This is a genomic window from Streptomyces sp. NPDC020742, from assembly GCF_040641675.1.
Taxonomy (GTDB): domain Bacteria; phylum Actinomycetota; class Actinomycetes; order Streptomycetales; family Streptomycetaceae; genus Streptomyces.
Map to the genome: position 1 here is coordinate 125,987 of NZ_JBFAEA010000009.1, position 21,010 is coordinate 146,996.

Annotated in this window: 18 protein-coding genes and 1 pseudogene; 7 read left to right on the plus strand and 12 right to left on the minus strand. The window is 73.1% G+C overall.

Annotated elements, in window-relative coordinates; translation table 11 throughout:
• Window positions 1–73: 73 nt before the first annotated feature.
• On the plus strand, window positions 74–1,474 hold the full coding sequence (locus AB0G84_RS18160; RefSeq protein WP_361321259.1) for a hypothetical protein: 1,401 nt from the start codon (window positions 74–76) through the stop codon (window positions 1,472–1,474).
• 42 nt (window positions 1,475–1,516) lie between these two features.
• Here AB0G84_RS18160 and AB0G84_RS18165 read toward each other — a convergent pair whose 3' ends face one another.
• The 5 genes from AB0G84_RS18165 to AB0G84_RS18185 form a co-directional block, all read right to left on the minus strand.
• Window positions 1,517–3,784, minus strand: coding sequence for a SpoIIE family protein phosphatase (locus AB0G84_RS18165; RefSeq protein ID WP_361321261.1), 2,268 nt, complete (start codon window positions 3,782–3,784; stop codon window positions 1,517–1,519).
• Window positions 3,785–4,072: 288 nt separating this feature from the next.
• Window positions 4,073–5,296, minus strand: coding sequence for a metallophosphoesterase (locus tag AB0G84_RS18170; protein WP_361321263.1), 1,224 nt, complete (start codon window positions 5,294–5,296; stop codon window positions 4,073–4,075).
• 189 nt (window positions 5,297–5,485) lie between these two features.
• Complete coding sequence (locus AB0G84_RS18175; RefSeq protein WP_361321265.1) at window positions 5,486–5,992, minus strand: DUF1990 domain-containing protein; 507 nt, start codon at window positions 5,990–5,992, stop codon at window positions 5,486–5,488.
• A 121-nt stretch (window positions 5,993–6,113) separates the two neighbouring features.
• The gene (locus tag AB0G84_RS18180) at window positions 6,114–6,881 is read right to left on the minus strand and encodes a crotonase/enoyl-CoA hydratase family protein (RefSeq protein ID WP_361321267.1); all 768 of its coding nucleotides are present in this window, start codon (window positions 6,879–6,881) and stop codon (window positions 6,114–6,116) included.
• Window positions 6,881–8,551, minus strand: a complete 1,671-nt coding sequence (locus AB0G84_RS18185) for an acyl-CoA dehydrogenase family protein (RefSeq protein ID WP_361321269.1) — start codon at window positions 8,549–8,551, stop codon at window positions 6,881–6,883. The genes AB0G84_RS18180 and AB0G84_RS18185 overlap by 1 nt, the downstream gene beginning before the upstream one ends.
• Before the next feature lie 83 nt (window positions 8,552–8,634).
• Between AB0G84_RS18185 and AB0G84_RS18190 the strand changes: the two genes are divergently transcribed.
• Window positions 8,635–9,402 carry a PaaX family transcriptional regulator C-terminal domain-containing protein gene (locus AB0G84_RS18190; RefSeq protein ID WP_361321271.1) on the plus strand — a complete coding sequence of 256 codons (768 nt, stop codon included), beginning with the start codon at window positions 8,635–8,637 and terminating at the stop codon, window positions 9,400–9,402.
• A gap of 52 nt (window positions 9,403–9,454) precedes the next feature.
• Here AB0G84_RS18190 and AB0G84_RS18195 read toward each other — a convergent pair whose 3' ends face one another.
• The 3 genes and pseudogenes from AB0G84_RS18195 to AB0G84_RS18205 all read right to left on the minus strand — a co-directional run bounded on the left by AB0G84_RS18195 (window position 9,455) and on the right by AB0G84_RS18205 (window position 11,142).
• On the minus strand, window positions 9,455–9,721 hold the full coding sequence (locus AB0G84_RS18195; protein ID WP_361321499.1) for a hypothetical protein: 267 nt from the start codon (window positions 9,719–9,721) through the stop codon (window positions 9,455–9,457).
• A gap of 22 nt (window positions 9,722–9,743) precedes the next feature.
• Window positions 9,744–9,830: pseudogene (locus AB0G84_RS18200) on the minus strand (hypothetical protein); the annotation flags it as partial.
• An 82-nt stretch (window positions 9,831–9,912) separates the two neighbouring features.
• A complete protein-coding gene (locus AB0G84_RS18205) occupies window positions 9,913–11,142 on the minus strand; it encodes a lactonase family protein (protein WP_361321273.1) in 1,230 nt (409 codons plus the stop codon).
• A 245-nt stretch (window positions 11,143–11,387) separates the two neighbouring features.
• Here AB0G84_RS18205 and AB0G84_RS18210 point away from each other — a divergent pair, with 245 nt between their 5' ends.
• Window positions 11,388–12,476 (plus strand): tetratricopeptide repeat protein, encoded by a 1,089-nt coding sequence (locus AB0G84_RS18210; RefSeq protein WP_361321275.1) that lies wholly within the window; start codon window positions 11,388–11,390, stop codon window positions 12,474–12,476.
• Here AB0G84_RS18210 and AB0G84_RS18215 read toward each other — a convergent pair.
• Entirely contained in the window at window positions 12,370–13,794 is a 1,425-nt protein-coding gene (locus tag AB0G84_RS18215) for a lipase maturation factor family protein (protein ID WP_361321277.1), read from the minus strand. The two genes, AB0G84_RS18210 and AB0G84_RS18215, sit on opposite strands and share 107 nt — an antisense overlap.
• 375 nt (window positions 13,795–14,169) lie before the next feature.
• Between AB0G84_RS18215 and AB0G84_RS18220 the strand changes: the two genes are divergently transcribed.
• The gene (locus tag AB0G84_RS18220) at window positions 14,170–14,340 is read left to right on the plus strand and encodes a hypothetical protein (protein ID WP_361321507.1); all 171 of its coding nucleotides are present in this window, start codon (window positions 14,170–14,172) and stop codon (window positions 14,338–14,340) included.
• A gap of 42 nt (window positions 14,341–14,382) precedes the next feature.
• Here the strand turns inward: AB0G84_RS18220 and AB0G84_RS18225 are convergent, their stop codons facing one another.
• Window positions 14,383–14,958 (minus strand): TIGR03086 family metal-binding protein, encoded by a 576-nt coding sequence (locus AB0G84_RS18225; RefSeq protein ID WP_361321279.1) that lies wholly within the window; start codon window positions 14,956–14,958, stop codon window positions 14,383–14,385.
• Between the two features lie 107 nt (window positions 14,959–15,065).
• Entirely contained in the window at window positions 15,066–16,895 is a 1,830-nt protein-coding gene (locus tag AB0G84_RS18230) for an alpha-L-fucosidase (protein WP_361321281.1), read from the minus strand.
• Window positions 16,896–17,216: 321 nt separating this feature from the next.
• On the opposite strand from AB0G84_RS18230, the gene AB0G84_RS18235 reads away from it, so the two are divergent.
• The gene (locus AB0G84_RS18235) at window positions 17,217–18,779 is read left to right on the plus strand and encodes an AMP-binding protein (RefSeq protein ID WP_361321283.1); all 1,563 of its coding nucleotides are present in this window, start codon (window positions 17,217–17,219) and stop codon (window positions 18,777–18,779) included.
• A gap of 151 nt (window positions 18,780–18,930) precedes the next feature.
• Here the strand turns inward: AB0G84_RS18235 and AB0G84_RS18240 are convergent, their stop codons facing one another.
• Window positions 18,931–19,770, minus strand: coding sequence for a nitroreductase/quinone reductase family protein (locus tag AB0G84_RS18240; protein ID WP_361321285.1), 840 nt, complete (start codon window positions 19,768–19,770; stop codon window positions 18,931–18,933).
• 555 nt (window positions 19,771–20,325) lie between these two features.
• On the opposite strand from AB0G84_RS18240, the gene AB0G84_RS18245 reads away from it, so the two are divergent.
• Window positions 20,326–20,781 (plus strand): ankyrin repeat domain-containing protein, encoded by a 456-nt coding sequence (locus AB0G84_RS18245; RefSeq protein ID WP_361321287.1) that lies wholly within the window; start codon window positions 20,326–20,328, stop codon window positions 20,779–20,781.
• On the plus strand, window positions 20,775–20,999 hold the full coding sequence (locus AB0G84_RS18250) for a cold shock domain-containing protein (protein ID WP_361321289.1): 225 nt from the start codon (window positions 20,775–20,777) through the stop codon (window positions 20,997–20,999). Before AB0G84_RS18245 ends, AB0G84_RS18250 begins: the two co-directional genes overlap by 7 nt.
• The last annotated feature ends 11 nt before the right edge of the window (window positions 21,000–21,010 follow it).

Consider the following 21,010-nt stretch of genomic DNA (forward strand, 5'->3'; position numbering starts at 1 on the left):
GCCTACCGGTCCTCTTCCGTATCAGGTGACGCAGATCGACCGCGAGGGTCGAGCGGGGCGGGGGGAGCGGAACATGCGATGGGGAAGGACGGTCCTCGTGGCGGTGGTCACGCTGCTGTGCGCGGCCGCGGGCACCGCGTGCGGTGACACGGCCGGAAGGCGGGGCGGTGGCGCCGAAGCGCCGCCGAAACTCCGTCAGTTCCACCCGCAGGCCGCCTACTTCCTGGCCCCGAACGGCACGGGCCAGGAGTCCGACCGCTACCAGACCGTCCTCTACGCCGAGAACCCGCGGGGCAGTGGCGAGCGCAATGCCGAAAGCGTCGTGGCCCACTACGACCTGTCGTCCCTCAAGGGCAAGGTGACGATCCGTCGGGTGGGCGGGGGCTGCACCCGCCGGGACTGGACCGTCAGCTGCCGGGCCGGCAGCTTCTACCAGCAGACCTCCCTGTTCCCCTTCGCGCTGCGCCCGGTGAAGGGCGTGCCGGTCGGCGCGGCCGGCGAGGTCGAAGAGCGGATCACCAGCGCCAACGCCGGCACCGTCACCCACGTCCGGCAGGTCTACGTCGGCCGACCGGACCTGCGGACGGACCGGCACGCGCCGTACACCCTTCCCCGCTCCCGACGTGGCCCGTTGCCCCCGCTGACCCCCGCCTTCGGCAACCGGGGCGAGATCGCGGTGCCCGGCGGGTTCGTCCTCGCGGTGTCGCTGTCCGAGGGCACCTTCACGGGGGAGCGGTACCGCAACTGCTCCTACAACCGGGACAACACGGCCGCCCACTGCCGGTTCACCGGTCAACTGCCCCCGGGGAAGGCGTTCGAGACGGACGGCCCCTTCCGCGGGGCGACGGACCCCTGCTGCTGGGTGAAGGGCAGCTACCGCTACTCCCTCTGGCCGGCGGGAGACCCGCCCGAGTACGGGAGCGGACCGTCGCCGGAGGACCGCAGGGGCGACGGCCGGGTGCTCGGCCTCAAGCCGATCGACATCGCCGGGCTGCCGGACAACCGGGACGGCGTCCTGGAGTTCACCTCCGAGGGGAAGCCGGAGGCGGACTGGACGATCGACGGCATCACGCTCCGCGGCCGGATCGGTGAGCAACTGACCGTGCCGGTCCCCTCTGCGCGGAACCGGGGCCCCGACAAGCCGGACCGGCGCCCCACCGCCGTGGAGATGACCCTGCCCCAGGGCGTCACCCTCGTCCCGCCACAGCCGGACGAGCAAGCGGAGGAGGAGTACTGCCGGTACGCGAGCGACGGCCGGACCGTCCGCTGCACCCAGAATCCGCCCTGGTCCTCCCCGCGCGTCCGCATCGACGAGAAGGTCCAGGACGCGCGGGGCACACTGCGGGTGGTGGAGCCCGCTGACTCGGTGGACCCCGACCCGTCCGACGACACGGCCCCGATTACCGTGCAGATCACCGCGGGTACGCCGCACACCGGGCCCAGTTCCACGTCCACGGCCTCCGCCCGACCCTGACCCGACACATCGGCAGGGCGGCGGACCGTGCCGGCCTGCCGCTCACCCCCTGCGGTCGCCGTCCGCTCCGTCTGCCCCGTCCGACCCACCCGGCCTGTCGCCGGCGTCAGGGCCGTCCGGCCTGCCCGTCCCGCCCGCTGTGTCCGTCCCGACCGGCCCGTCCGACCTGTCCGCTCCGCCCGGCTCGTCCGGCACCACGAACTCGCACCACAGTGCCTTGCCGGCGCCCCGTGGCTCCGCGCCCCACCGGTCCGCCAGCGCCTCCACCAGCAGCAGGCCCCGCCCCGAGGTCGCGGTCTCGCCGGGGCTGCGCCGGCGCGGCCACCGGCTGGAGCGGTCCTCGACCTCCAGTCGGATCCGCCGCGGCCTGCCGGGCAGCAGCTCGACGGAGACCAGGGCGCCGCTCTCGGTGTGGGTGAGCGCATTGGCGATCAGCTCGGAGGCGACGACCTCGACGTTGTGCAGCACGCCGCCTGCCCGCCACTGGTCGAGCGTGCGGCGCAGCGCCGAGCGGACCTCCGCGGTGCCCGACGGATCGGCCTGGTGGACGTGCAGCCGCAGCCGGGGCGGGGCGGTGCCGCCGGCGCTGGGCAGCCGGTGCAGCAGCAGGAGGGCCATGTCGTCCTCGGAGCCGGGCTCGTCCCACAGCCGGTCCGAGAGGGCGTCGGCGAGCGCCTCCAGGTCCGTGGGCCCGGTGCGGACCGCCGAGGCCAACGCGTCGAGCCCGGCCGAGATGTCCAGGCCCGGTTGCTCGACCAGGCCGTCGGTACACAGCAGCAGGGTCGAGCCGGGCTCCAGGAACAGCTGGGTCTCCGGGAAGTGGTCCTGCCCGAAGGCGGTGGCCAGGCCGAGCGGCAGCCCGCCGCGGACCTCGGGCCAGTCGACGTGCCGGGACCCGTTGCGGATCAGCGGCCCGAGGTGGCCGGCCCGGGCCACGTGCAGCGCCCCCGACTCCAGGTCCGCCTGGACGTAGGTGCAGGTGGCGAACCGTTCGGTGTCCAGCTCTGCCAGGAAGCGGGAGGCCCGCACCAGCACGGTCTCCGGCGAGTGGCCCTCCCCGGCGTAGGCCCGCAGCGCGATCCTCAGCTGCCCCATCACGGCGGCCGCATGGGTGTCGTGGCCCTGCACATCGCCGACGACCAGACCGGTCCGGCCCTGCGGCAGTGGGATCACGTCGTACCAGTCACCGCCGACGTCGCGCCCGATGCTCGCCGGGTGGTACCGGGCGGTGACCGCACCGCCGGCGAGCGGCGGCAGCCGGCGCGGCAGCATGGTCTCCTGCAGCCCGGTCGCGATCTCCCGCTCCTGGTCGAAGAGGGTCGCCCGCTGCACCGACTGCGCCACGACACCGGCCAGCGCCAGCGCCAGGTTCCTGGCCTCCGGCGATTGCACGGCCGGCTCGGCGTTGAACAGCCCCAACGCCCCCACCGCCGCGTCCTGGGCGATCAGCGGGAGGAACGCCGCGCTGCCCCTCGGCAGCAGCCCGGCGTACGGGCGCAGCCGCGGATAGCGGGCGACCAGTTCACCGCGGGTGCTCAGGAAGACGGGACGCCGCGAGCGCGTCGCGTCGGCCAGCGGAAGGGTGTCGTCCAGCCGCGAGTTCTTCATGTCCTCGGGGACCTCGCCGTCCAGCCCCGCGGTGGCGATCACCTCGAACCGGTCGTTCTCGACGAGGCCGAGGACCAGCCCGTCCGCACCGAACCGCCGGGCGCCGCCGGCGCCGGTGAGCACCCGGGTGACGTCCCGCACCGACAGCGCACGGGCCAGCGCGGCGGTGGTCTGCTGCACCATCACGGTCTGCCGCTGGCGCTCCTGCTGGAGCGAGCGCAGCAGCGCGGAGTCCGCCAGTTCGCTGGTCGCCTCCCGGACGATGCCGATGATCCGGTACGGGGCCCCTCGGTCGTCGAGCAGGATCCGCCCCTGGGCATGCGTCCAGCGCCAGGTGCCGTCGCGGCAGCGGATCCGGAAGTAGGCGCCGTAGGACGGCTGGCCCTCCTCCAGCGCCTGGGAGAGCGCCTCGTCCAGCCGCCGGCCCTCGTCCGGAGGCACCCGGGCGGCCAGCGACGCCGGTGTGCCGTCGTACTCGTCCGGCCGCAGGTCGAAGACCTCCAGGGCGCCGGGGTCGAGATGGGCGACCCCGCGCTCCAGATCCCGGTCGAAGGTGCCCATCCGGTTGAGCGAGAGCCGTTCGCGCAGTCCGACGGGCTCATGGCGCGACGCCCCGGGCGTTCCCTGCGCGGCCTGGTGCCGGTTCCCGTCGGTCAGGGAGGCGTCCGCCGCCCCGGACGGGCCGGGCGGAGGGGTGGTCATGGGCGGGCCCACCTCGTGGCTGTGGAGCGCCAGACGTGTCGGCTCACCATGCGCTCACCTTAGGCGGGGGCCACCGGCCCCGCACGTCCGGTGCGCCGGGCGGTTCCCGGCTACGGCGGACGGGTGACGGGCGCTCCCCGGAAGCGCCCGGACAGGCCGGTCCGCCGGTCGGACGGGCCGGTCCGGGCGCCTCCACCGCCTACGGGAGGGCCCGGCCACCGCCTACGGGAGGAACCGGCGGGTGGGCCGTCCCGGTGCGGGCGTGCGCCCGGGACGGCCCGCCGGCCGTCAGGCGTGCGCCCGCGCCGGAGCCGCCACCGGGCGGGTCTGCCGGGTCCGGTGCGCCAGGGTGGCCTTCCGGGTCGCCACATCGACGGTGTAGGCGTCGATGGTCAGCCGTGCGCCGGACACCTTCAGCAGCATGAAGCCGTGCTCGGAGAAGTTCTGCCAGGCCGCCGGGTTGGCGAAGTGCGCCTTGCCGTCCTCGGTCTTGGCGGACGCCCCGCACACCACCTGGCGGGTGCCGCCGGTGCGCGCCGTCGGCTCCAGGATCTGGAGGGTGTGGTCGTGCCCGGACAGGATCAGGTCGGCCCGGCCGCACACCACCTTCTCGTACATGTCCTTGAGGTGGACGCCGCTGGTGTAGTTCCCGATCTCGAACCCGTCGTAGGAGCCGGCGCTGCCGTGCTTGCCGTTGTTGAGGTACGGGTGGTGGCCGATGACCACCTTCCAGCGGGCCCGCGAGGCGCTCAGCGCGGCATCCAGCCAGCGGCGCTGCTCGCGCATGTACGGCCCGTCCCAGCGGTAGTACGGGTCGAGCTGGGCGACGTACGACGACCACGGGATGGTGTCGATGGCGAAGAACTCCACCAGCGGGTCGGCGGCCGGCAGCGGCACGCTGTAGTAGCGGCCGGGCATGTACCAGCGCTTGGAGGTCTTGGCGTAGGAGACCTCGCGGTCACCGCGCGAGGGGTCGCCGCCGCTGCCCGGTATCAGCCCCGAGCAGTCGTGGTTGCCCAGCACCATCAGCCAGGGCACGTCGATGCCGCTGTTCGGCTTCTCGAACTTGTCCTGGAACTCGGAGTCGTGGTCGGACTCCGGCCCGTTCTCGTAGATGTTGTCCCCCAGGCCCACCGCGAGACCCACCTGCTCGGCCCGGCAGACATCGCGTGCCGCGGCGGCCACCGCGTACTGCGCTTCGTCCCCGGTCCCCGCATCGCCGGTGACCAGGATCGCGAACTCACCGCTGCCGTTGGGGTGTTCGGGGAACGGGAAGGCCCCCGGGGCTCCTCCCCGGGGCGCGGCCGAGGCGGTCGACTGCCCCGGGGAGGGGAGTACCGCCAGCGCCGCACCGGCCATCGCGCCGCCCAGCAGGGCGCGCCGGCCGACCCACGGCGCCGCCCGTCCGGTGGTCCGCATCGGAGCTGCCCCCGCCGTCGCCTCCGAGCCGGCCCGCAGCCACTCCCGCTCGGTCATGTCCGCCTGCGGCGGGATCAGTTCGTCATCACACATGCCTGGTTTTCTCTCATGGCCGACAGGGGTGATGGTGAAGAAGAGATGAAGCGCACGTGGACGTATGGCGACTGGCGGCAACGGAGTTACGCACCGGTAACTACGTGTCTCCGGGCGGCATCGGGGCGTGAGAAAAGCGGGGGGTCGGGCACCGTTTCCGCTCCGCCGGGGTGGGTGGCTGGTGGGTAGCTACCCCGCCACCAGCCGGCGCAGGGTGCGGCCGAGCCGGCGGACGTACTGGCGCTGAAGGACCGGCACCAGCGGACCCGCGAGCCGGGTGAGCGGGACGGCCGGCCGACTGAAGGCGGTCACCGTGAACCACACCGAGCCGTCCGCGCGCAGCTCGGCCACGAACGCCTCCTCGCCGCACTCGGGGTGCCCGTCGCGGGTCCCGTAGCCGAAGCCGATCCGGTCCGCCTCGGACACCGTCCACACCACCCGGCACGGCGCCCGCAGTTGCAGCGGGCCGACGCCCAGCGAGACCTCCACGGCGACCCCGGACGCGGCCCGCGGGGCGTCGGCCTGGATGCCGGTACCGGCCGCGCGGTGCATCCGGAAGGTGGTGATCGCCTCACCCGCGGCGGACAGCACCGCGCGGCCGTGGCCGAGCGGCAGCTCCTCGCGCAGATGGTGGTAGCCGGCCGGCAGCGGGGTGCGCAGGGTGCCGCCTACCTCGGGGTAGTTCACCTCGTGCACGGTGGGCTCCAAGGGGTCGGTCGCGGGGCGGGACGGGGCGGGGGCCGCGAGGGTACGCGGTGGCCCGGCCGTGCTCCATGATGCCCGCCCCGGTCCCGTCCCCCGGGCCAGCGGCGCGCGGTCACGGTGCCCGGTCCGGCTCCCCGTGCCGCCCGGCTCCCTCGGCGAACCGGGCCGCCCCCTGCTGCGCCTCGGCCAGCACCGCCTGCCCGTGGCGGAGTTCGGCGGCCAGCGCCGCCGCCTCGTCCTTGCCCTCCTGGTCCAGCAGCGAGGCCCGGTCGCTGCGCAGACAGGCCTGCGGGAAGCGGGCGATCTCGGCCGCCAGCTGCTCCGCCTCCGCCCGCGCCGTGCCGGTCGGCACCACCCGGTTGGCCAGCCCGATGGCTAGCGCCTCCGTCGCCGCCACCGGACGCCCCGTCAGCACCAGGTCCATCGCCCGGCTCGTGCCGATCAGCCGGGGCAGCCGCACCGTACCGCCGTCGATCAGCGGCACCCCCCACCGCCGGCAGAACACCCCGAGGACCGCGTCCTGCTCCACCACCCGCAGGTCGCACCAGAGCGCCAGCTCCAGCCCGCCGGCCACCGCATGACCGGCGACCGCCGCGATCACCGGCTTGGTCAGCCGCATCCGGGTCGGCCCCATCGGCCCGTCACCGTCCGGCGCGACACGGTTGCCGCGCCCCTCGGCCAACGCCTTGAGGTCGGCGCCGGAACAGAACGTCCCGCCCTCGCCCCACAGCACCGCGACCCGGGCCCCGTCATCCGCCTCGAACTCCCGGAAGGCGTCGGCCAGTTGCCGTGCGGTGGCGCCGTCGACGGCATTGCGCACGGCCGGCCGGGACAGCACCACCGTGGTCACCGGGCCGGCGCGCTCGATCCGTACGGACATCAGCCCGCGCTTCCGGCCGGACCGTCGGCCGGAGCCGTCGGCCGGGCACGCTCCAGGACCGCCGTCAGGTCGACACCGGTCGGCAGGGTGCCGAACGCATGGCCCCACTCCCCGTCGAGCCGCGAGGCGCAGAAGGCGTCGGCGACCGCCGGATGGCTGTGGCGCACCAGCAGCGACGCCTGGAGCACCAGCGTCATCCGCTCCGCCAGCGACCGTGCCATCAGCTGCGCCCGCTCCGGAGGGGCCAGCGAGCCCAGCATCTTGCGGAGCCCGGCCACCGCCGCGTCCAGCCGCCGGTCGGCGCCCGCCGCGGACTCCACCTCGGCGAAGAACGCCTCCAGCGCGGCCGGCTCCTTGCCCAGTGCCCGCAGCACATCGAGCGCGGCGACGTTGCCTGAGCCCTCCCAGATGGACAGCAGCGGCGCCTCCCGGTACAGCCGCGGCATGCCCGAGTCCTCGACGTAGCCGTTGCCGCCCAGGCACTCCAGCGCCTCCGCGGCGTGGCTGCTGCCCCGCTTGCACACCCAGTACTTGCCGGCCGCCAGGGCCAGCCGGCGCAGCGCCGCCTCCTGGGCGTCGCCGGCCTGCGAGCGGTCCACCGCCGCCGCCAGCCGCATGCCCAGCAGCGTCGCCGCCTCGGACTCGATCGCCAGGTCCGCCAGGACCGCCCGCATCAGCGGCTGCCGGTCCAACTCCCGCCCGAAAGCCCGGCGGTGGGCGGTGTGGTGCAGCGCCTGCCGCAGCCCGGCGCGCATCCCGGCCGCCGACCCCAGCACACAGTCCAGCCGGGTCATGTTGACCATCTCGACGATGGTCCGCACCCCACGGCCCGGCTCCCCGACCGGCCAGGCGACCGCCTGCTCGTACTCGATCTCGGACGAGGCGTTGGAGCGGTTGCCCAGCTTGTCCTTCAGCCGCATCAGCCGCATCCCGTTGAGCGTGCCGTCCGGCAGCACCCGCGGCAGCAGGAAGCAGGTCAGCCCCTCCTCGGTCTGCGCCAGCGCCAGGAACACATCGCTCATCGGCGCCGAGGTGAACCACTTGTGGCCGGTGATGCGGTACGTGCCGTCGCCGGCCGGAACCGCCCGGGTGGTGTTGGCCCGGACGTCGGAGCCGCCCTGCTTCTCCGTCATCGACATGCCGGCGATCAGGCCCGACTTGGTCAGCGGCGCCCGCAGCCCGAAGTCGTAGGTGCGGGAGGCGAGCAGCGGCTCGTACTGCGCGGCGAGGTCCGGTGCGCCGCGCAGCGCGGGCACGGCGGCGTAGGTCATGGAGATCGGACAGCCGTGCCCGGCCTCGGCCTGCGACCACACATAGAACTTGGCGGCCCGCACCAGGTGCGCCCCGGCCCGGCCGTCGGTCCAGGGCGCGGCGTGCAGACCGTGCTCCACCGCGACGGTCATCAGCTGGTGCCAGGCCGGATGGAACTCCACCTCGTCGATGCGGTGCCCGAAGCGGTCGTGGGTGTGCAGCCGCGGCGGCTGCTGCTCCGCCCAGCGGGCCTGGTCCTGCACCGCCGCCGAGCCAGCCAGCGCGCCGAGCTCGGTGACCTCCCGTACGCCCCACTCGGCGCCGTCCCGGCGCAGCGCCTCCAGCAGGGCCGGCTCGTCCGCCGCACTGAACCCGGTCAGCGGCGGGGCCTGATTCACGACTTCATGGGTGACGGTCATACCCGTGACATTACAGAAGCTGAACAGTCGCGGAAAGAGTGTAATGGCGGGGGCGTCCGGCGCCGCTAGAATTTCCCCGGCATATGAACGACTCCGACACCCCCGACCCCCGCGGCACCGCCGCCCTCGCGCTGCGGCCGCTCACCGCGCGCTCCATCGTGCTGAGCACCCTGCTGGGCCACCACCCGCCGAGGCTGCCGGCACGCGCCCTGGTACGGGTCGGCGAGCTGTTCGGCATCGCCGAGGGAACGGTCCGGGTCGCGCTCTCGCGCATGGTGGCCGCCGGTGACCTCCGGCAGACCGACGGCTCGTACGGACTCACCGCCCGCCTGCTGGCCCGCCAGGACCGCCAGGACGAGAGCCGCGCACCGCGGACCCGGGCCTGGCACGGCGACTGGGAGATCGCCGTCGTCACCACCCCCGAGGGTCGCCCGGCCGCCGACCGCACCGCGCTCCGTCAGGCCATGGCCGCCCTGCGGCTCGCCGAACTCCGCGAGGGCAGCTGGCTGCGCCCGGCCAACCTCGACCGGCCCCGCCCGCCGGTCGCCACCGAGCAGTGCACCTGGCTCACCGGCACCCCGGACGGCGACCCGGCCGCGCTCGCTGCCCGCCTCTGGGACCTCGACGGCTGGGCGACCCGGGCCCGCGCCCTGACGTCCGCCCTGGAGGACGCCACGAGCCCCGCCGACCGCTTCACCATCGCGGCCGCCGCCCTGCGCCACCTCCTCGTCGATCCGCTGCTGCCGGACCCGCTCCTGCCCCGGCACTGGCCCGGCAGCCAACTCCGGACCCGTTACGCGGAGTTCGAGGCCGAGCTGGGCGACCTGCTGCGGCAGTACCTGGCCCGCTGACCCACTGTGCGGGCGCTCAGGTCGGGCGACGGGGTCTCCAGCGGCGGCCCACTCAGGCCGAACGGCGTTCCGAGCGGCGGCGCAGCTCGTAGCCGGTCAGCACCACCGCCACCGTCAGCAGGCTCAGCCAGAACTGCGCGCGGCTGTCCGGGAGGAAGGCCATCGCGCCGATCACCACGGCCATCAGGGCGATGGTCACCCAGCTCAGCCAGGGGAAGAGCCACATCCGCAGCGTCAGGCGGTCCGGCTCCTCGCGTTCCAGCTTGTGGCGCAGCCGCACCTGGGCGACCGCGATGGCCAGGTACACGAACAGGGCGATGGCGCCGTAGGGGCACCTGGGGCAGCCAGAGCCGGACGATCCGGCCGCCGGCCACCGCCTCCACGGCGACCACGATCACGAAGAAGTACCAGTACAGCCAGCCGACGGTGAAGCCCGCCCGGGACGCCCGCGCCGCTGGTGCTCACCGGCCCGTCCGCCTCACCGGCCCACCGCCCCACCCGCTCACCGCCTCACAGCGGCAGGGCACAGACCGGCATCGGGGCCGGGAACGGTGCGCCCGCGGGGGTCAGCGTCCCGGTAGCGGCGTCCACCGCGAACACCGTCACCGAGCCCGACTTCTGGTTCGCCGCGAACAGCCACCGCTGGTCCGGCGAGAACGCGATCTGCCGGGGGAAGTCCCCGCCCACCGGCACGGTGTCCAGCAGCCGCAGCCTGGACCCGCCGCCCTCCACGGCGTAGCGGGTGAGGCTGTTGTGCCCCCGGTTGGCGAGGAAGGCGAAGCGGCCGTTCCGGGTGACCAGGATCTGTGCGGGAAAGCTGGTGCCCGGACCGGTGCCCGTCGGCTGCGGATCGCCCGGCGTCAGCCGTCCGCTGCCGCGGTCGTAGCCGCAGACCACGACGGTGTTGTCGACCTCGTTCGCCAGGTAGGCGAACGCGCCCGAGGGGTGGAAGGTCAGATGGCGGGGGCCGGCCCCGGGCCGCAGCGCCGCACGGGACACCGGGAGCAGCCGGCCGGCCGTGGGGTCCAGCCGGTAGGTGTAGACGGTGTCGGTGCCGAGGTCGACGGCGAGTACATGGCGGCGGTCGGGCCCGGTGAGGACCTGGTGGGCGTGCGGCCCGTCCTGGCCGGGGCCGGGCGGCGGAGTGGTGTGGGTGACCAGGTCGGTACGCTCGCCCAGGGCGCCGGTGGCCGGGTCGACGGGGTGCACCGCCACACTGCCGGAGAGGTAGTTGGCACTGAACAGCCAGCGCCCGCCCGGGTGCACCGACAGGTGACAGGGCCCGGCGCCGCCGGTGGAGCGGCTGCCCAGCACGGTGGGCGGCCCGCCGGGCGTCAGCGCGAGGGCGGTCACGGTGCCCTCCTGCCGCTCGTCGACCGCATAGAGGGTGCGGCCGGCGGGCCCCGTCGCCAGATAGGAGGGGTCGGCGACTCCGGGCACCACCCCGGTGCCGGTGATCCGCCCCGTTCTGGTGTCGTACTCCGCCAGCCCGATGCCGGTGCCGCCGCCCTCCTTCGAGGTGTACGTGCCGAGGAGGAGCGGCCGGGGACCGCGCGGGTTCCGGGCGGGGCGGCGGCCGGTCGGGCGAGGGGCCGGCCGCCCGGCCGGGGCGGGAGCGGCGTCCGCCGCGGTCAGCAGCCCGGCCCCGGCGGCCGTTGCCAGGCCCGCAGCCAGGGTGCGCAGGAAGCGCCGGCGGTCGGCCACCGCGCCATGAGGGGTTCCCTTAGGGGGTGCTGTCATGGCAGCAGGGTGACTCGCCGCGGCAGGCACGGGCAAGGAGCCGCCCGAACGGCGCGGAGCGCGGCCGGTCCGGCGCCGGTTCGGCCGCGTGACCCTGAGAAGCCCCTACATCTTCAAGCTGATCATGACCCCTTGCGTAGCACTGGAGTCGTACGGCACAACCCATACACGGACGGATTCGATGCACCCCTGGCCGCACATAGATTCGTGATCAAGCACGGAAATGATCGAGAGGTCACTCATCTATGTACGGCAAGGCATTCGCCCCGGAGTACCAGGGCGAGTTGGGCTCGGCGCTGAGCGTGAACTCCTCCTACGAGGAGGTGCTGACTACCGCCAGCCGGGCGCGGGCCGAGGCGGGCACGGCGCTGGAACGGGCCCGGGCCGGGCTCGCGGTGGCCGAGGCCAACCGGCGGCTCGGCCGGGTCGAGGACGCCGGCGCCGCATGGCGCGAGAGCTACCGCAGCGCCCGCACCGCCGGTGACGCCGGCGCCATGGCCTGGGCCCTGTGGAGCGGCGGCACCCTGGCCCGCCAGTGCGGCACCCTCCCGCTGGCCCGCCGGCTGCTCACCCACGCCGTCACCCTTGCCGCCGACGGCGGTGACCGCCTCGCCCACGGCTACTCCCTCGCCGGCCTCGCCGAGACCGGCCGCATACAGGGCGACTACGCCGCCGTCGCGGAACTCCACGAGCAACTGCTCGAACAGGGACGGGCGCACGGCGAGGCCCGGCACATGGTCTGGGCGATGTCCGGCATCGCCCAGATGCACCGCAACACCGGTGACCACGACAAGGCCCTGGAGCTCTTCGAGGAGTCCGCCCGGATAGCCGAGGCCGGCGACGACGCCCGCGGGCGGGCCTGGTCGCTGCGCGGGGTCGCCGATGTGCTGTCGCTCCAGGGGGAGAGCGACCGCGCACTGGAGCTGCTGTCCGAGGCGGAGGCCATCTGCCGGCGGATGGACCTGGCATCGGCACTCGCCTACAACCACAAGATGCGCGCCAACGTCCTCTACCGCGCCGGGCGTTACGCCGCAGCACGCGACACCTACGCCCTCGCGCTGCGGGAGTTCAGCGAGATGCAGGAGCCGCGCGGGGAGGCACTCTCCCGGCTCGGCCTGGCGAAGTCCCAGGCCCACCTCGGCCGCGACCACGACGAGACCCTCGCCGAACTCGCCGTCCTGGAAGCGGATTTCACCCGCATCGGGCTGCGCCAGGCCAAGGAAGCGGTCATCGCCTTCCGCGCAGAGCTGACCGCGCGACCGGCGCCAGGAACTCCCGCTCCTCGGTCCGGTGCCACCACGCTCCCGTCTCCCGCAGTTCCCGCCAGGTCGTGAAGCGGTAGCGGAACACCCGGGCCCTGATCCGGGCCGGCGGCACCTCGGGGAACGGATTGCCGCGCAGCAGTCGTAGGGTGTCCCGGTCGTTCTCCAGCAGCCGGGTCACGAATGGCAAGAACCACGCCCGCGCATAGGCCGGGGACAGCGCCGCGAACCACATCAGCCAGTCCAGCCGCAGGTGGTACGGCGCGAACTGACGGGGGAGCCGCCGCACATCGCCGGGCTTGCCGTGGAACTCGTACGCGGTCCAGGTCGTGTCCGGCCCGGTCACCGCGTCCGCGGTGCCCTCCACCACGATCTCCCGGCGCACCCGGGTGATCGTGCCGAAGGCTCCGTACGAGTTGACCAGGTGCAGCGACTCGTACGACGTGTTCATCATCTGCTGCCGGGCCAGCAGATTGCGCGCCGGCCGGTAGCTGAGCAGCAGCACACCGGCGGTGGCCGCCAGCGCCAGCACCTCGAACCACACCGGGGGCGACGGGAGCCCCACGGACGGCTGTGCCCACAGCGGGGCGGCGGCCGACAGGGCGAGCGCGATGGTCAGCCAGTTCAGCCAGGCGAAGTTGCCGGAGAGCACCAGCCACAGCTGGGTGACGACCATCGCGACCGCCGCCCAGCCGGCGATCGGCTGCGGCGTGAACAGCAGTACCGGAAGCCCGAGTTGAGCCACATGGTTGGCGGCCACCTCGACCCGGTGCAGCGGCCGCGGCAGTCGGTGGAAGAACCAGCTCAGCGGCCCCGGCATCGGCTGGGTCTCATGGTGGTAGTAGAGGCAGGTCAGATCCCGCCAGCAGCGGTCGCCGCGCATCTTGATCAGCCCGGCCCCGAACTCCACCCGGAACAGCACCCAGCGCAGCAGCCACATCACCGTCACCGGGGGAGCGGTGTCGGCGTTGCCCAGGAACACCGCGAGCGAACCGGCCTCCAGCAACAGCGACTCCCAGCCGAAGCTGTACCAGGTCTGCCCCACGTTCACGATGGACAGATACAGCGCCCACAGGACCGCCCACAGCACCATCGAGGCCCACAGCGGCACGGCGTCCGCGGCTCCCGCCGCGACGGCCGCCGCCAGCAGCACACCGGACCAGGACCAGAGCGCGAAGAAGCGGTCCGAGTACCGCCAGTGGAAGACCGAGGGCGCCGCGCCGAACGGCACCCGCGCCACGAAGTCGGGCACCGGCAGCATGCCGCGCGCCCCGATGAGCGCCCGGAACTGCCGCACCGCCGCGAGGAACGCGACCGCATAGAGCACGGCCAGCGTCCGCTGGAAGAGCAGCCGCCCGAGCCAGTATCCGGAATCCGAGAACCAAGCCACGCGCCCATGCGTAGCACCGGCCCCGCACCGGCGGGCGCACTCACTCCGTGCCGTCACCCTCCAGCGTACGGATCGGGGCAGATGCAGCAACCGGAGAGCCATTGGAGTGAGTGATCTGCCTCACACATGGGGCCCGTTTTCCCCGTCACTTCCAGGTGGGGGAATGACCGCCCCTTGATGCCCCCGCTATATCGCCGGAAAACGTCGAGCGCGCCGCGAGCGGCATCGTTAATCTGAAGGACGACGGACGACCTTTCTGGGAGACGCCAACACCATTGGCCCGTCGCGGGAACGCCACAAACCTTGGCCGACCTCCCGGTTTGTGAAAGAAGGCGCCACCGCGTCGGATCCAATACCTCGATGAAGGAGTGCGTGGTGGCATTGCACAAGGCTCAACACAAGCAGCCCCGTTTGAAGCGGGGCGAGCGACCCGGACGTATCAAGGAAGTCCGCAACCTCGAAGTCTGGGACCGGTGCGCACCGGTGCGCCTCGCCGGCTGTGACGACGACCCGGCCGAGCCGTACATCATCCGCGGCATCGACTGAACCTCGGGCGCCGGCCCTGACTCAAGGGGCGACCCTCCGGGGTCAGGGCCGACGTCCGAGCAGACACAGCAGCCGGGTCGGCGCGTCGGCGTCCGCCGGGGGCTCCACCGCCGGGGCGAACAGCCCGGACGCCGAGAGCCCGGGCGCGTACGGCTCCACCTCCTGTAGCGCCGCCCGCGCCAGATGGCCGGGCAGCCGCTCATCGGCGCCGATCGCCCGGGACAGATCCCAGGTGTGCACCACCGCATCGGCCGTCATCTGCGTGCAGTAGGCGTCCGCCGGGCGCGATCCGTACGACAGCTGCACGGAGCGGCCGAGCGCCCCGCGCTCCGAGAACGCCGCGACGGCCGCGACCGCCGCCCGGTCCCACGCCGCGACCGGATCGTCCCCGAGCACATCGCCGTCGAAGTCTCCGCCCACCTCGCCGATCGTGGCGCCGTCCCGCACCAGGCGGGGTACCCACAGCTGTTCGGCGGTGAGGTGGTTGACCAGGTCGCGTACCGTCCACTCCGTGCACGGCGTCGGCCCCGCCCACTGGTCGTCGCGGACCGCGTGCACCCGGCTCCCGAAGAGCGCGAGGGCCTCGCCGTGAAACCGCAGGATCTCGTCGAAGCTCATGTTCTCCGAGCATAGGAGCGGGCGCGGCCGGCCGCCCCCGCGCCGGCCCGGTCGGCCCGGCCGGGAGCGGGGTCCCGCCCTGCTCGGCCCGCGCCCCTTCGGGTGGTTCAGCCGGGGTACAGCTGACGCTGTGGAACGACCTGCTGGGGCTGACTGGGGCTGGACCACAGCAGCTTGAGGTACGCCTCGCCGGTCTGCTCGGTGTGCTCGATCCGGATGCGGTGGCGGTGGCCGGCCCGGAGGGTGACCGCGGCCTTGTCGACCCGGGGGCCGTGCGGGGAGGAGCTGTCGATCACCAGCCTGCCGTCGATCCACAGTCGTACGGTGTCGTCGGAGACCGTGGTGAAGGTGTAGGTCTCGTCGAAGCGCGGCTGGACGGAGCCGGTCCAGCGGGTGCTGAAGTGCTCGGCGGGGATCGTCGGATCCGGCGAGCCGTCGAAACGGTAGGACTTGTTGAGGGTCGGATCCACTCCGGTCACCGCGGGCGGGCCGGTGAAGGAGTCGTTCGCCCAGCTCTGGGCGGTCAGGCCGGTGCCCCGGCTGGCGAGGGCGGCGGCAGGGGGTCTGATCGCGAGCCGGATGACGGTGGCGAGCGGGCCGGTGGCCGCACCGGACGGGGTGAGGTCGAACCCGTCACCGGACGGGGTCACCGCCACCCGTTGGTCGCTGCCCAGCACCCGGGCCGAGGTGACCGTGAAGGGGCTGTGGGCGGTCAGGTGGAGGGGACTGCCGGCGGTCGGCCAGGCGGTGACGGCGGCGTACAGCGCGTCGCCGCTCCGGGAGACCGCGCCCCAGGAGGGGGCGGCGACCAGCCCGGTGTGCCCGGCTCCGTACACCGCGTCCCCCTGACCGTCGGCGGCCAGCCAGCGGCCGGTCTCCCGCAGCCGGTCGACCGACGCCCGCGGAATGCGGCCGTGCCGGTCGGGGCCCACATTGAGCAGGTAATTGCCGCCGCGGCTCACCACGTCCAGCAGGTTGCGCACGACCGTGGCGGCCGGCTTCCAGTGGGTGTCGTACCGGGCGAAGCCCCAGTGGTCGTTGAGCGTCATACAGCTCTCCCACAGCTGGCCGTCGACCGGCTCCGCGGGGATCTCCTGCTCCGGGGTGCCGAAGTCGCCGTCGACCACCTCGCGTTTGCCGACCCGGTTGTTGACGATCAGGTGGGGGTTCAACTCATGCAGATAGGCCTGGAGTTCGGCGCCGTCCCGGCGGGACCAGCGGTTGGTGGGGCGGTCGGCGTCCCACTCCCCGTCGAACCAGAGCAGCGCCGGGTCATAGGCGTCGATCAGCTCCTTCAGCTGGCCGTACATCCGCTTCTTGTAGCGCGGGAAGGTCTCCGGAGAGGCGAAGTCCGGATCGTGCCAGTCCCAGATCGAGTAGTAGAAGCCGAGCTTGACCCCGGCGGCGTCGGCGGCCCGCTTGAGCTCGGCGAGCAGGTCGCGGTGCCGGTCGAAGGCCGAATGGTCGCGCAGGTTCCAGGTGTTCTGCCGGGTCGGCCACATCGCATAGCCGTCGTGGTGCTTGGCGGTGATGACGAGGTAGCGCTGGCCGGCGTCCTTGGCGGCCCGGACGATCGCGGTGGCGTCGAAACCGGCCGGATCGAAGGTGGCGGCCTGCCGCTCGTACTCCTCCCTGGGGATGCCGCACTCGCGCTCGATCCACTCCGCGTTGCGGCAGACCGTACCGTCCGGCCGGGTGTACTCGCCCTCCAGGTTCGAGTACGCGCCGAAGTGGATGAACATCCCGAACCGATCCTGCCGCCACCAGGCAGTGCGCGCCGAGGTGAACGGGTCGTCGGTCGCGTGGTTGGTGCCGGGGCCGGCGTCGGTCCGGGCCGGGGGCTTCGCACCGGCCGCGGGGCCGGTGGCGGCCAGCAACAGGGCGGCCAGCGCGGCCAGAACCACCGGCGTACGGAAGGGTCTTGTGCGGCTGTGCATCGCTCGCTCCTCGGGTCGGGGTGCCCGTCGGTCGATCGGGTGCGTGCCTCAGTGCCTCCGGCATGGTGCAGGCCCGGTCCCCGCCGCCGGAAGCCCTCGAACGCGACAAACATCGGAGCACCTTGCCGAAGGGGTGGGCAAAGCAGGCGAGTTGACGAGACGTAGCGAAGCAGACCTCGGACCTCATGGTGGGGTGCAGGGGGTGGCCGAATGCCTACGGTCAGCGCCCCGGGCGCTGGGCGATGCCCCCGGGCGCCCTGGCGGAGTACCCGGGTTGCCGGTTCAATGAGCCGCCTCGGCCGCAGATCACGGGAGGCACCCATGGACGCCGTCGCCCCGACCGCCGCCGGTGCTCCGGCCATCCGTTGTGCGGGGCACGAACGCGGCTATCCGGAGTTCCTCGACCGCGCGGCTCGTATCGCAAACGGCCTGCGGGCCCTGGGAGTCGACCCCGGCGACCGGGTCGCCGTCGTCCTGCGCAACGAGCCCGCACATCTGGAGATCACCGCCGGATCCGCACTGCTCGGCGCCTGCGCGGTGCCCGTCAACTGGCACTTCAAGCATGACGACCTCGGGCATGTGCTCACCGACAGCGGCAGCAAGGTGGTCTTCGTACACACCGATCTGCTGGAGCGGGTGCGGGCGGTGCTCCCCGACGGCGTACGGGTCGTCGAGGTGGCCGTGCCCGTCGGTGTCGCGGCCGCGTGCGGTCTCGCCGCGCCGCCGCCCACCGGCAGGTATCCGTTGCTCGACGACTGGCTGGGGGGCCATGCGCCGCTGGCCCGGCCGGCCGCCGACCGCCCGCCCACCGTCATCTACAGCTCGGGAACCACCGGACGCCCCAAGGGAGTTCTGCGCGAACCGGTCTCCGCTGACCGGCTGGAGACTGCGGTGGAGCTGTTCCTGGAGTACTTCGCGGTGGCCCCCGGAGGCCGGACACTGATCCCCGCGCCGCTCTACCACGCGTCCCCCAGCCAGCACGCGGTCCTGGCGCTCGCCGCCGGCCTGGACGTCACCCTGATGCCGCACTTCGACGCCGAGGAGTTCCTGCGGCTGATCGAACGTCACCGCATCGAGCAGGTGCAGGTTGTGCCCACGATGTTCGTACGGCTGCTGCGGCTGCCCAAGGACGTACGGGAGCGCTACGACCTGTCGTCGCTCACCTCCGTGGTGCACGCCGCGGCGCCCTGCCCGCCGCACATCAAGTACGCCATGATCGACTGGCTGGGCCCGGTGCTGCGGGAGTACTACGGCGGGAGTGAGACCGGCGCCGTGACCTGGTGCGACAGCGAGGAGTGGCTGGCGCATCCGGGCACCGTGGGCCGGGCGGCCGGCACCGGCGGGATCGCGGTCCTCGGGCCCGACGGACGCCCGCTGCCGCCCGGCGCCACCGGCGACGTCTACCTCAAGCCCGCCGACACCTGGCCGCAGTTCACCTACCTCGGCGACCCGGACAAGCGCGCCGCCATGGAGGCACCGGGCCTGCCCGGGTACGTCACCATCGGCGACATCGGCCACTTGGACGAGGACGGCTTCCTCTACCTCAGCGACCGCCGCCATGACCTGGTCATCTCCGGTGGCGTCAACATCTACCCCGCGGAGGTCGAGGGCTGTCTGCTCGCCCTGGACGGGGTGCGGGACGCCGCGGTGTTCGGCATCCCCGACGAGGAGTTCGGCGAGGTGCTCGCCGCGCACCTGCAGACCGAGCCCGGCGTGCGGCTCGGCGCCGCCGCGGTACGCGCCCATGTCGCCGAGCGGCTCGCCGGGTACAAGGTCCCGCGGGCCGTGGTCTTCGAGGAGCGGCTCCCGCGCGACGACTCGGGCAAGCTCTTCAAACGGCAGCTGCGGGACCCGTACTGGGCGGAGCAGGAAGGGACCGGCTGAGCCGGCTGCTGACCGGCTGAGCGTCCGCGGCCCGCCGCCTACCCGGCCTGCCGCCTACCCGGCCTGCGGCCCGCGGCCCGCCGCCTACCCGGCCTGCCGCCCCCGCCCGTTGCCTGTTGCCTGTTGCCCGTCGCCGGCCGCCCGTCCGGGCTCAGCAGGCGGCGTCCAGGACCGGGACCAACTGCTCCTCCTCATACGTCAGATGGTCCTCCACCGCGGCCGTGAGGCGCTCGACCTCGGCGAGCAGCACCTGAGGATCGGTACCCTCGGCGGAGATGACCTCCTGCAGGTCGGCGAGGAGCTCGGCCAGCTTCTCGTGCTCCGCTCGCATCCGTGCCAGGGCCGCGGCCAGCTCGGGGTGGTGGCGGTCGAGCATCGGGAACATCCCGGCGTCCTCGCCGGTGTGGTGGTTGTGCAGGCCCTGGCACAGGGCCAGGCAGTTCACTCGGAGCTGGGCGCCGAGGCCGGCGCCGGAAGTGGCGATCTCCTCGCGGATCAGGGCGAGTTCGCGGCGGAAGCCGTCGTGCACCGCGATCAGGGCCGCGCCCGGCGAGGCCGCGGCGATGCGCGGCGGACCGGCCGGAATCTCCTCCAGGGCGACGACCGGCAGGATCCGGTCCGTCTTCGCTTGGTACTCCGACCAGCCGGGATCCGCCCCGGCCGCGCGGGCGAACGCCCGGTCACGCTCCTCGCCCTCCAGGACGACGGCGCGCGCCTCGTAGGTGAAGACCCCGGCCTCCACGGTGACGCGGGGGTCGGCGACCAGGTTGTGGTACCAGGCGGGGTGTCGGGGTGCGCCCGCCGCCGAGGCGATGACCAGGACGCGTCCGCCACTGTCGGGCAGATAGCCCAGCGGGGTGGTGTGCCGGGCTCCGGACCGGGCGCCGGTGGTGGTCAGCAGGAGCAGCCGGCCGCCCTCGAAGGGGCCGCCCACGCGCCCGCCATTGGCGCGGAATTCCTCGATGACCTGCTGGTTGAAGTCGGTTGGCATGGGGTGATCGTTCTCCAGGTGTGGGAAGTGGGAGGGGAAAGGAGGAAGGGGAGGTGGGAAGTCGGGAAAGGGAAAGGGGGAAGCGCCCGCGCACCGTTTCTGGACAGGGCGTGGCAGAAGAGGTGGAACGGGGGTGTGGGTAGCCGAGAAGCTGAGAAGCCGCGTTACCGAGGAACTCGGAAATCGGGCAACCAGGAATTCGGCAACGGAGAAGAGGCGCAGGCGAACGGGGCGTCCCGTGCATGCGAAAGGTGCGCAGACAGCGCAGATACTGGAGGGGAGGAGAGGCGGGGCCCTGCAGGCCCGCCGGGCGGTCACGTGGTGACCGGGAACCTCACTCGCTCATGGCCCATGGCCGACCCGGTAGTCACCACACCAACATAGAGCGACAAGGCTTCTCAAGGCAATACGAAAGGGCTCGCAGGATCCGATCTGCTCTGCCTCAGTCGGTGACTGACGGAATGTCAGTGAATGTGGAGACGGGTCCCGTCGTCGCCCGTCAGCGAGCAGAAATGCGTGGTGGGGCCGGCGACCTGCTGGCTAACCTCGGCACCCATGAACCATCGACGGCGCAAGAAGCTCTCCCAACACCTCTCCACAGCAGTCCTGTTGGGCGACACCACCCGTGTGACGACGCTTCTGCGGGCCGGGGCCGACCCGGAGCGGGCGGACCGTGACGGCACCACCCCGCTGTACCAGGCGTCCGTGAACGGAGCGGTCGGTATCGCCCGCCTGTTCCTGGCGGCCGGAGCCCGCCCGGACACCGAGAGCGGGGACGGCTCGGAAGGCACGCCGTTGTGCGGGGCGGCATGCTGGGGGCACACCGCAACGGCGCGCGAACTGTTGGCGCACGGCGCCGATCCGGACCTCCGTGAGGAGCACGGCACCGGCCGCTCTCCCATGGACTGGGCGATCGACGGCCCTCACCCCGAAACCGTCGCGGTGCTCCTCGCAGCGGGAGCCACTCCCCACGGGGAAACACGGCAGGACAGTAGGCTCTTCTCATGGTGACCGCGACTGTCCGCGAGTGGCACGACGACGAAGGGTGGGGCGTGATCGACTGCCCCGAGACCCCCGGTGGCTGCTGGGCTCACTTCTCCGTCATCCGGATGACGGGGTTCCGGGGGCTGGTCCCCGGCCAGCGGGTGGACCTCACATGGGAGGCCCCCGGCTTCCCGCAGGACGGGTACGACTACCGCGCTGAGTGCATCGTGCCGCGACCCGTCTGACGCCGGGCCGG

Excerpts from the sequence above, each read along its gene's own strand:
- AB0G84_RS18160 (WP_361321259.1), top strand. The coding sequence starts at position 74 with ATGCGATGGGGAAGGACGGTCCTCGTGGCGGTGGTCACGCTGCTGTGC.
- AB0G84_RS18165 (WP_361321261.1), bottom strand. The coding sequence starts at position 3,784 with ATGACCACCCCTCCGCCCGGCCCGTCCGGGGCGGCGGACGCCTCCCTG.
- AB0G84_RS18170 (WP_361321263.1), bottom strand. The coding sequence starts at position 5,296 with ATGTGTGATGACGAACTGATCCCGCCGCAGGCGGACATGACCGAGCGG.
- AB0G84_RS18180 (WP_361321267.1), bottom strand. The coding sequence starts at position 6,881 with ATGTCCGTACGGATCGAGCGCGCCGGCCCGGTGACCACGGTGGTGCTG.
- AB0G84_RS18185 (WP_361321269.1), bottom strand. The coding sequence starts at position 8,551 with ATGACCGTCACCCATGAAGTCGTGAATCAGGCCCCGCCGCTGACCGGG.
- AB0G84_RS18190 (WP_361321271.1), top strand. The coding sequence starts at position 8,635 with ATGAACGACTCCGACACCCCCGACCCCCGCGGCACCGCCGCCCTCGCG.
- AB0G84_RS18205 (WP_361321273.1), bottom strand. The coding sequence starts at position 11,142 with ATGACAGCACCCCCTAAGGGAACCCCTCATGGCGCGGTGGCCGACCGC.
- AB0G84_RS18210 (WP_361321275.1), top strand. The coding sequence starts at position 11,388 with ATGTACGGCAAGGCATTCGCCCCGGAGTACCAGGGCGAGTTGGGCTCG.
- AB0G84_RS18225 (WP_361321279.1), bottom strand. The coding sequence starts at position 14,958 with ATGAGCTTCGACGAGATCCTGCGGTTTCACGGCGAGGCCCTCGCGCTC.
- AB0G84_RS18230 (WP_361321281.1), bottom strand. The coding sequence starts at position 16,895 with ATGCACAGCCGCACAAGACCCTTCCGTACGCCGGTGGTTCTGGCCGCG.
- AB0G84_RS18235 (WP_361321283.1), top strand. The coding sequence starts at position 17,217 with ATGGACGCCGTCGCCCCGACCGCCGCCGGTGCTCCGGCCATCCGTTGT.
- AB0G84_RS18240 (WP_361321285.1), bottom strand. The coding sequence starts at position 19,770 with ATGCCAACCGACTTCAACCAGCAGGTCATCGAGGAATTCCGCGCCAAT.
- AB0G84_RS18245 (WP_361321287.1), top strand. The coding sequence starts at position 20,326 with ATGAACCATCGACGGCGCAAGAAGCTCTCCCAACACCTCTCCACAGCA.
- AB0G84_RS18250 (WP_361321289.1), top strand. The coding sequence starts at position 20,775 with ATGGTGACCGCGACTGTCCGCGAGTGGCACGACGACGAAGGGTGGGGC.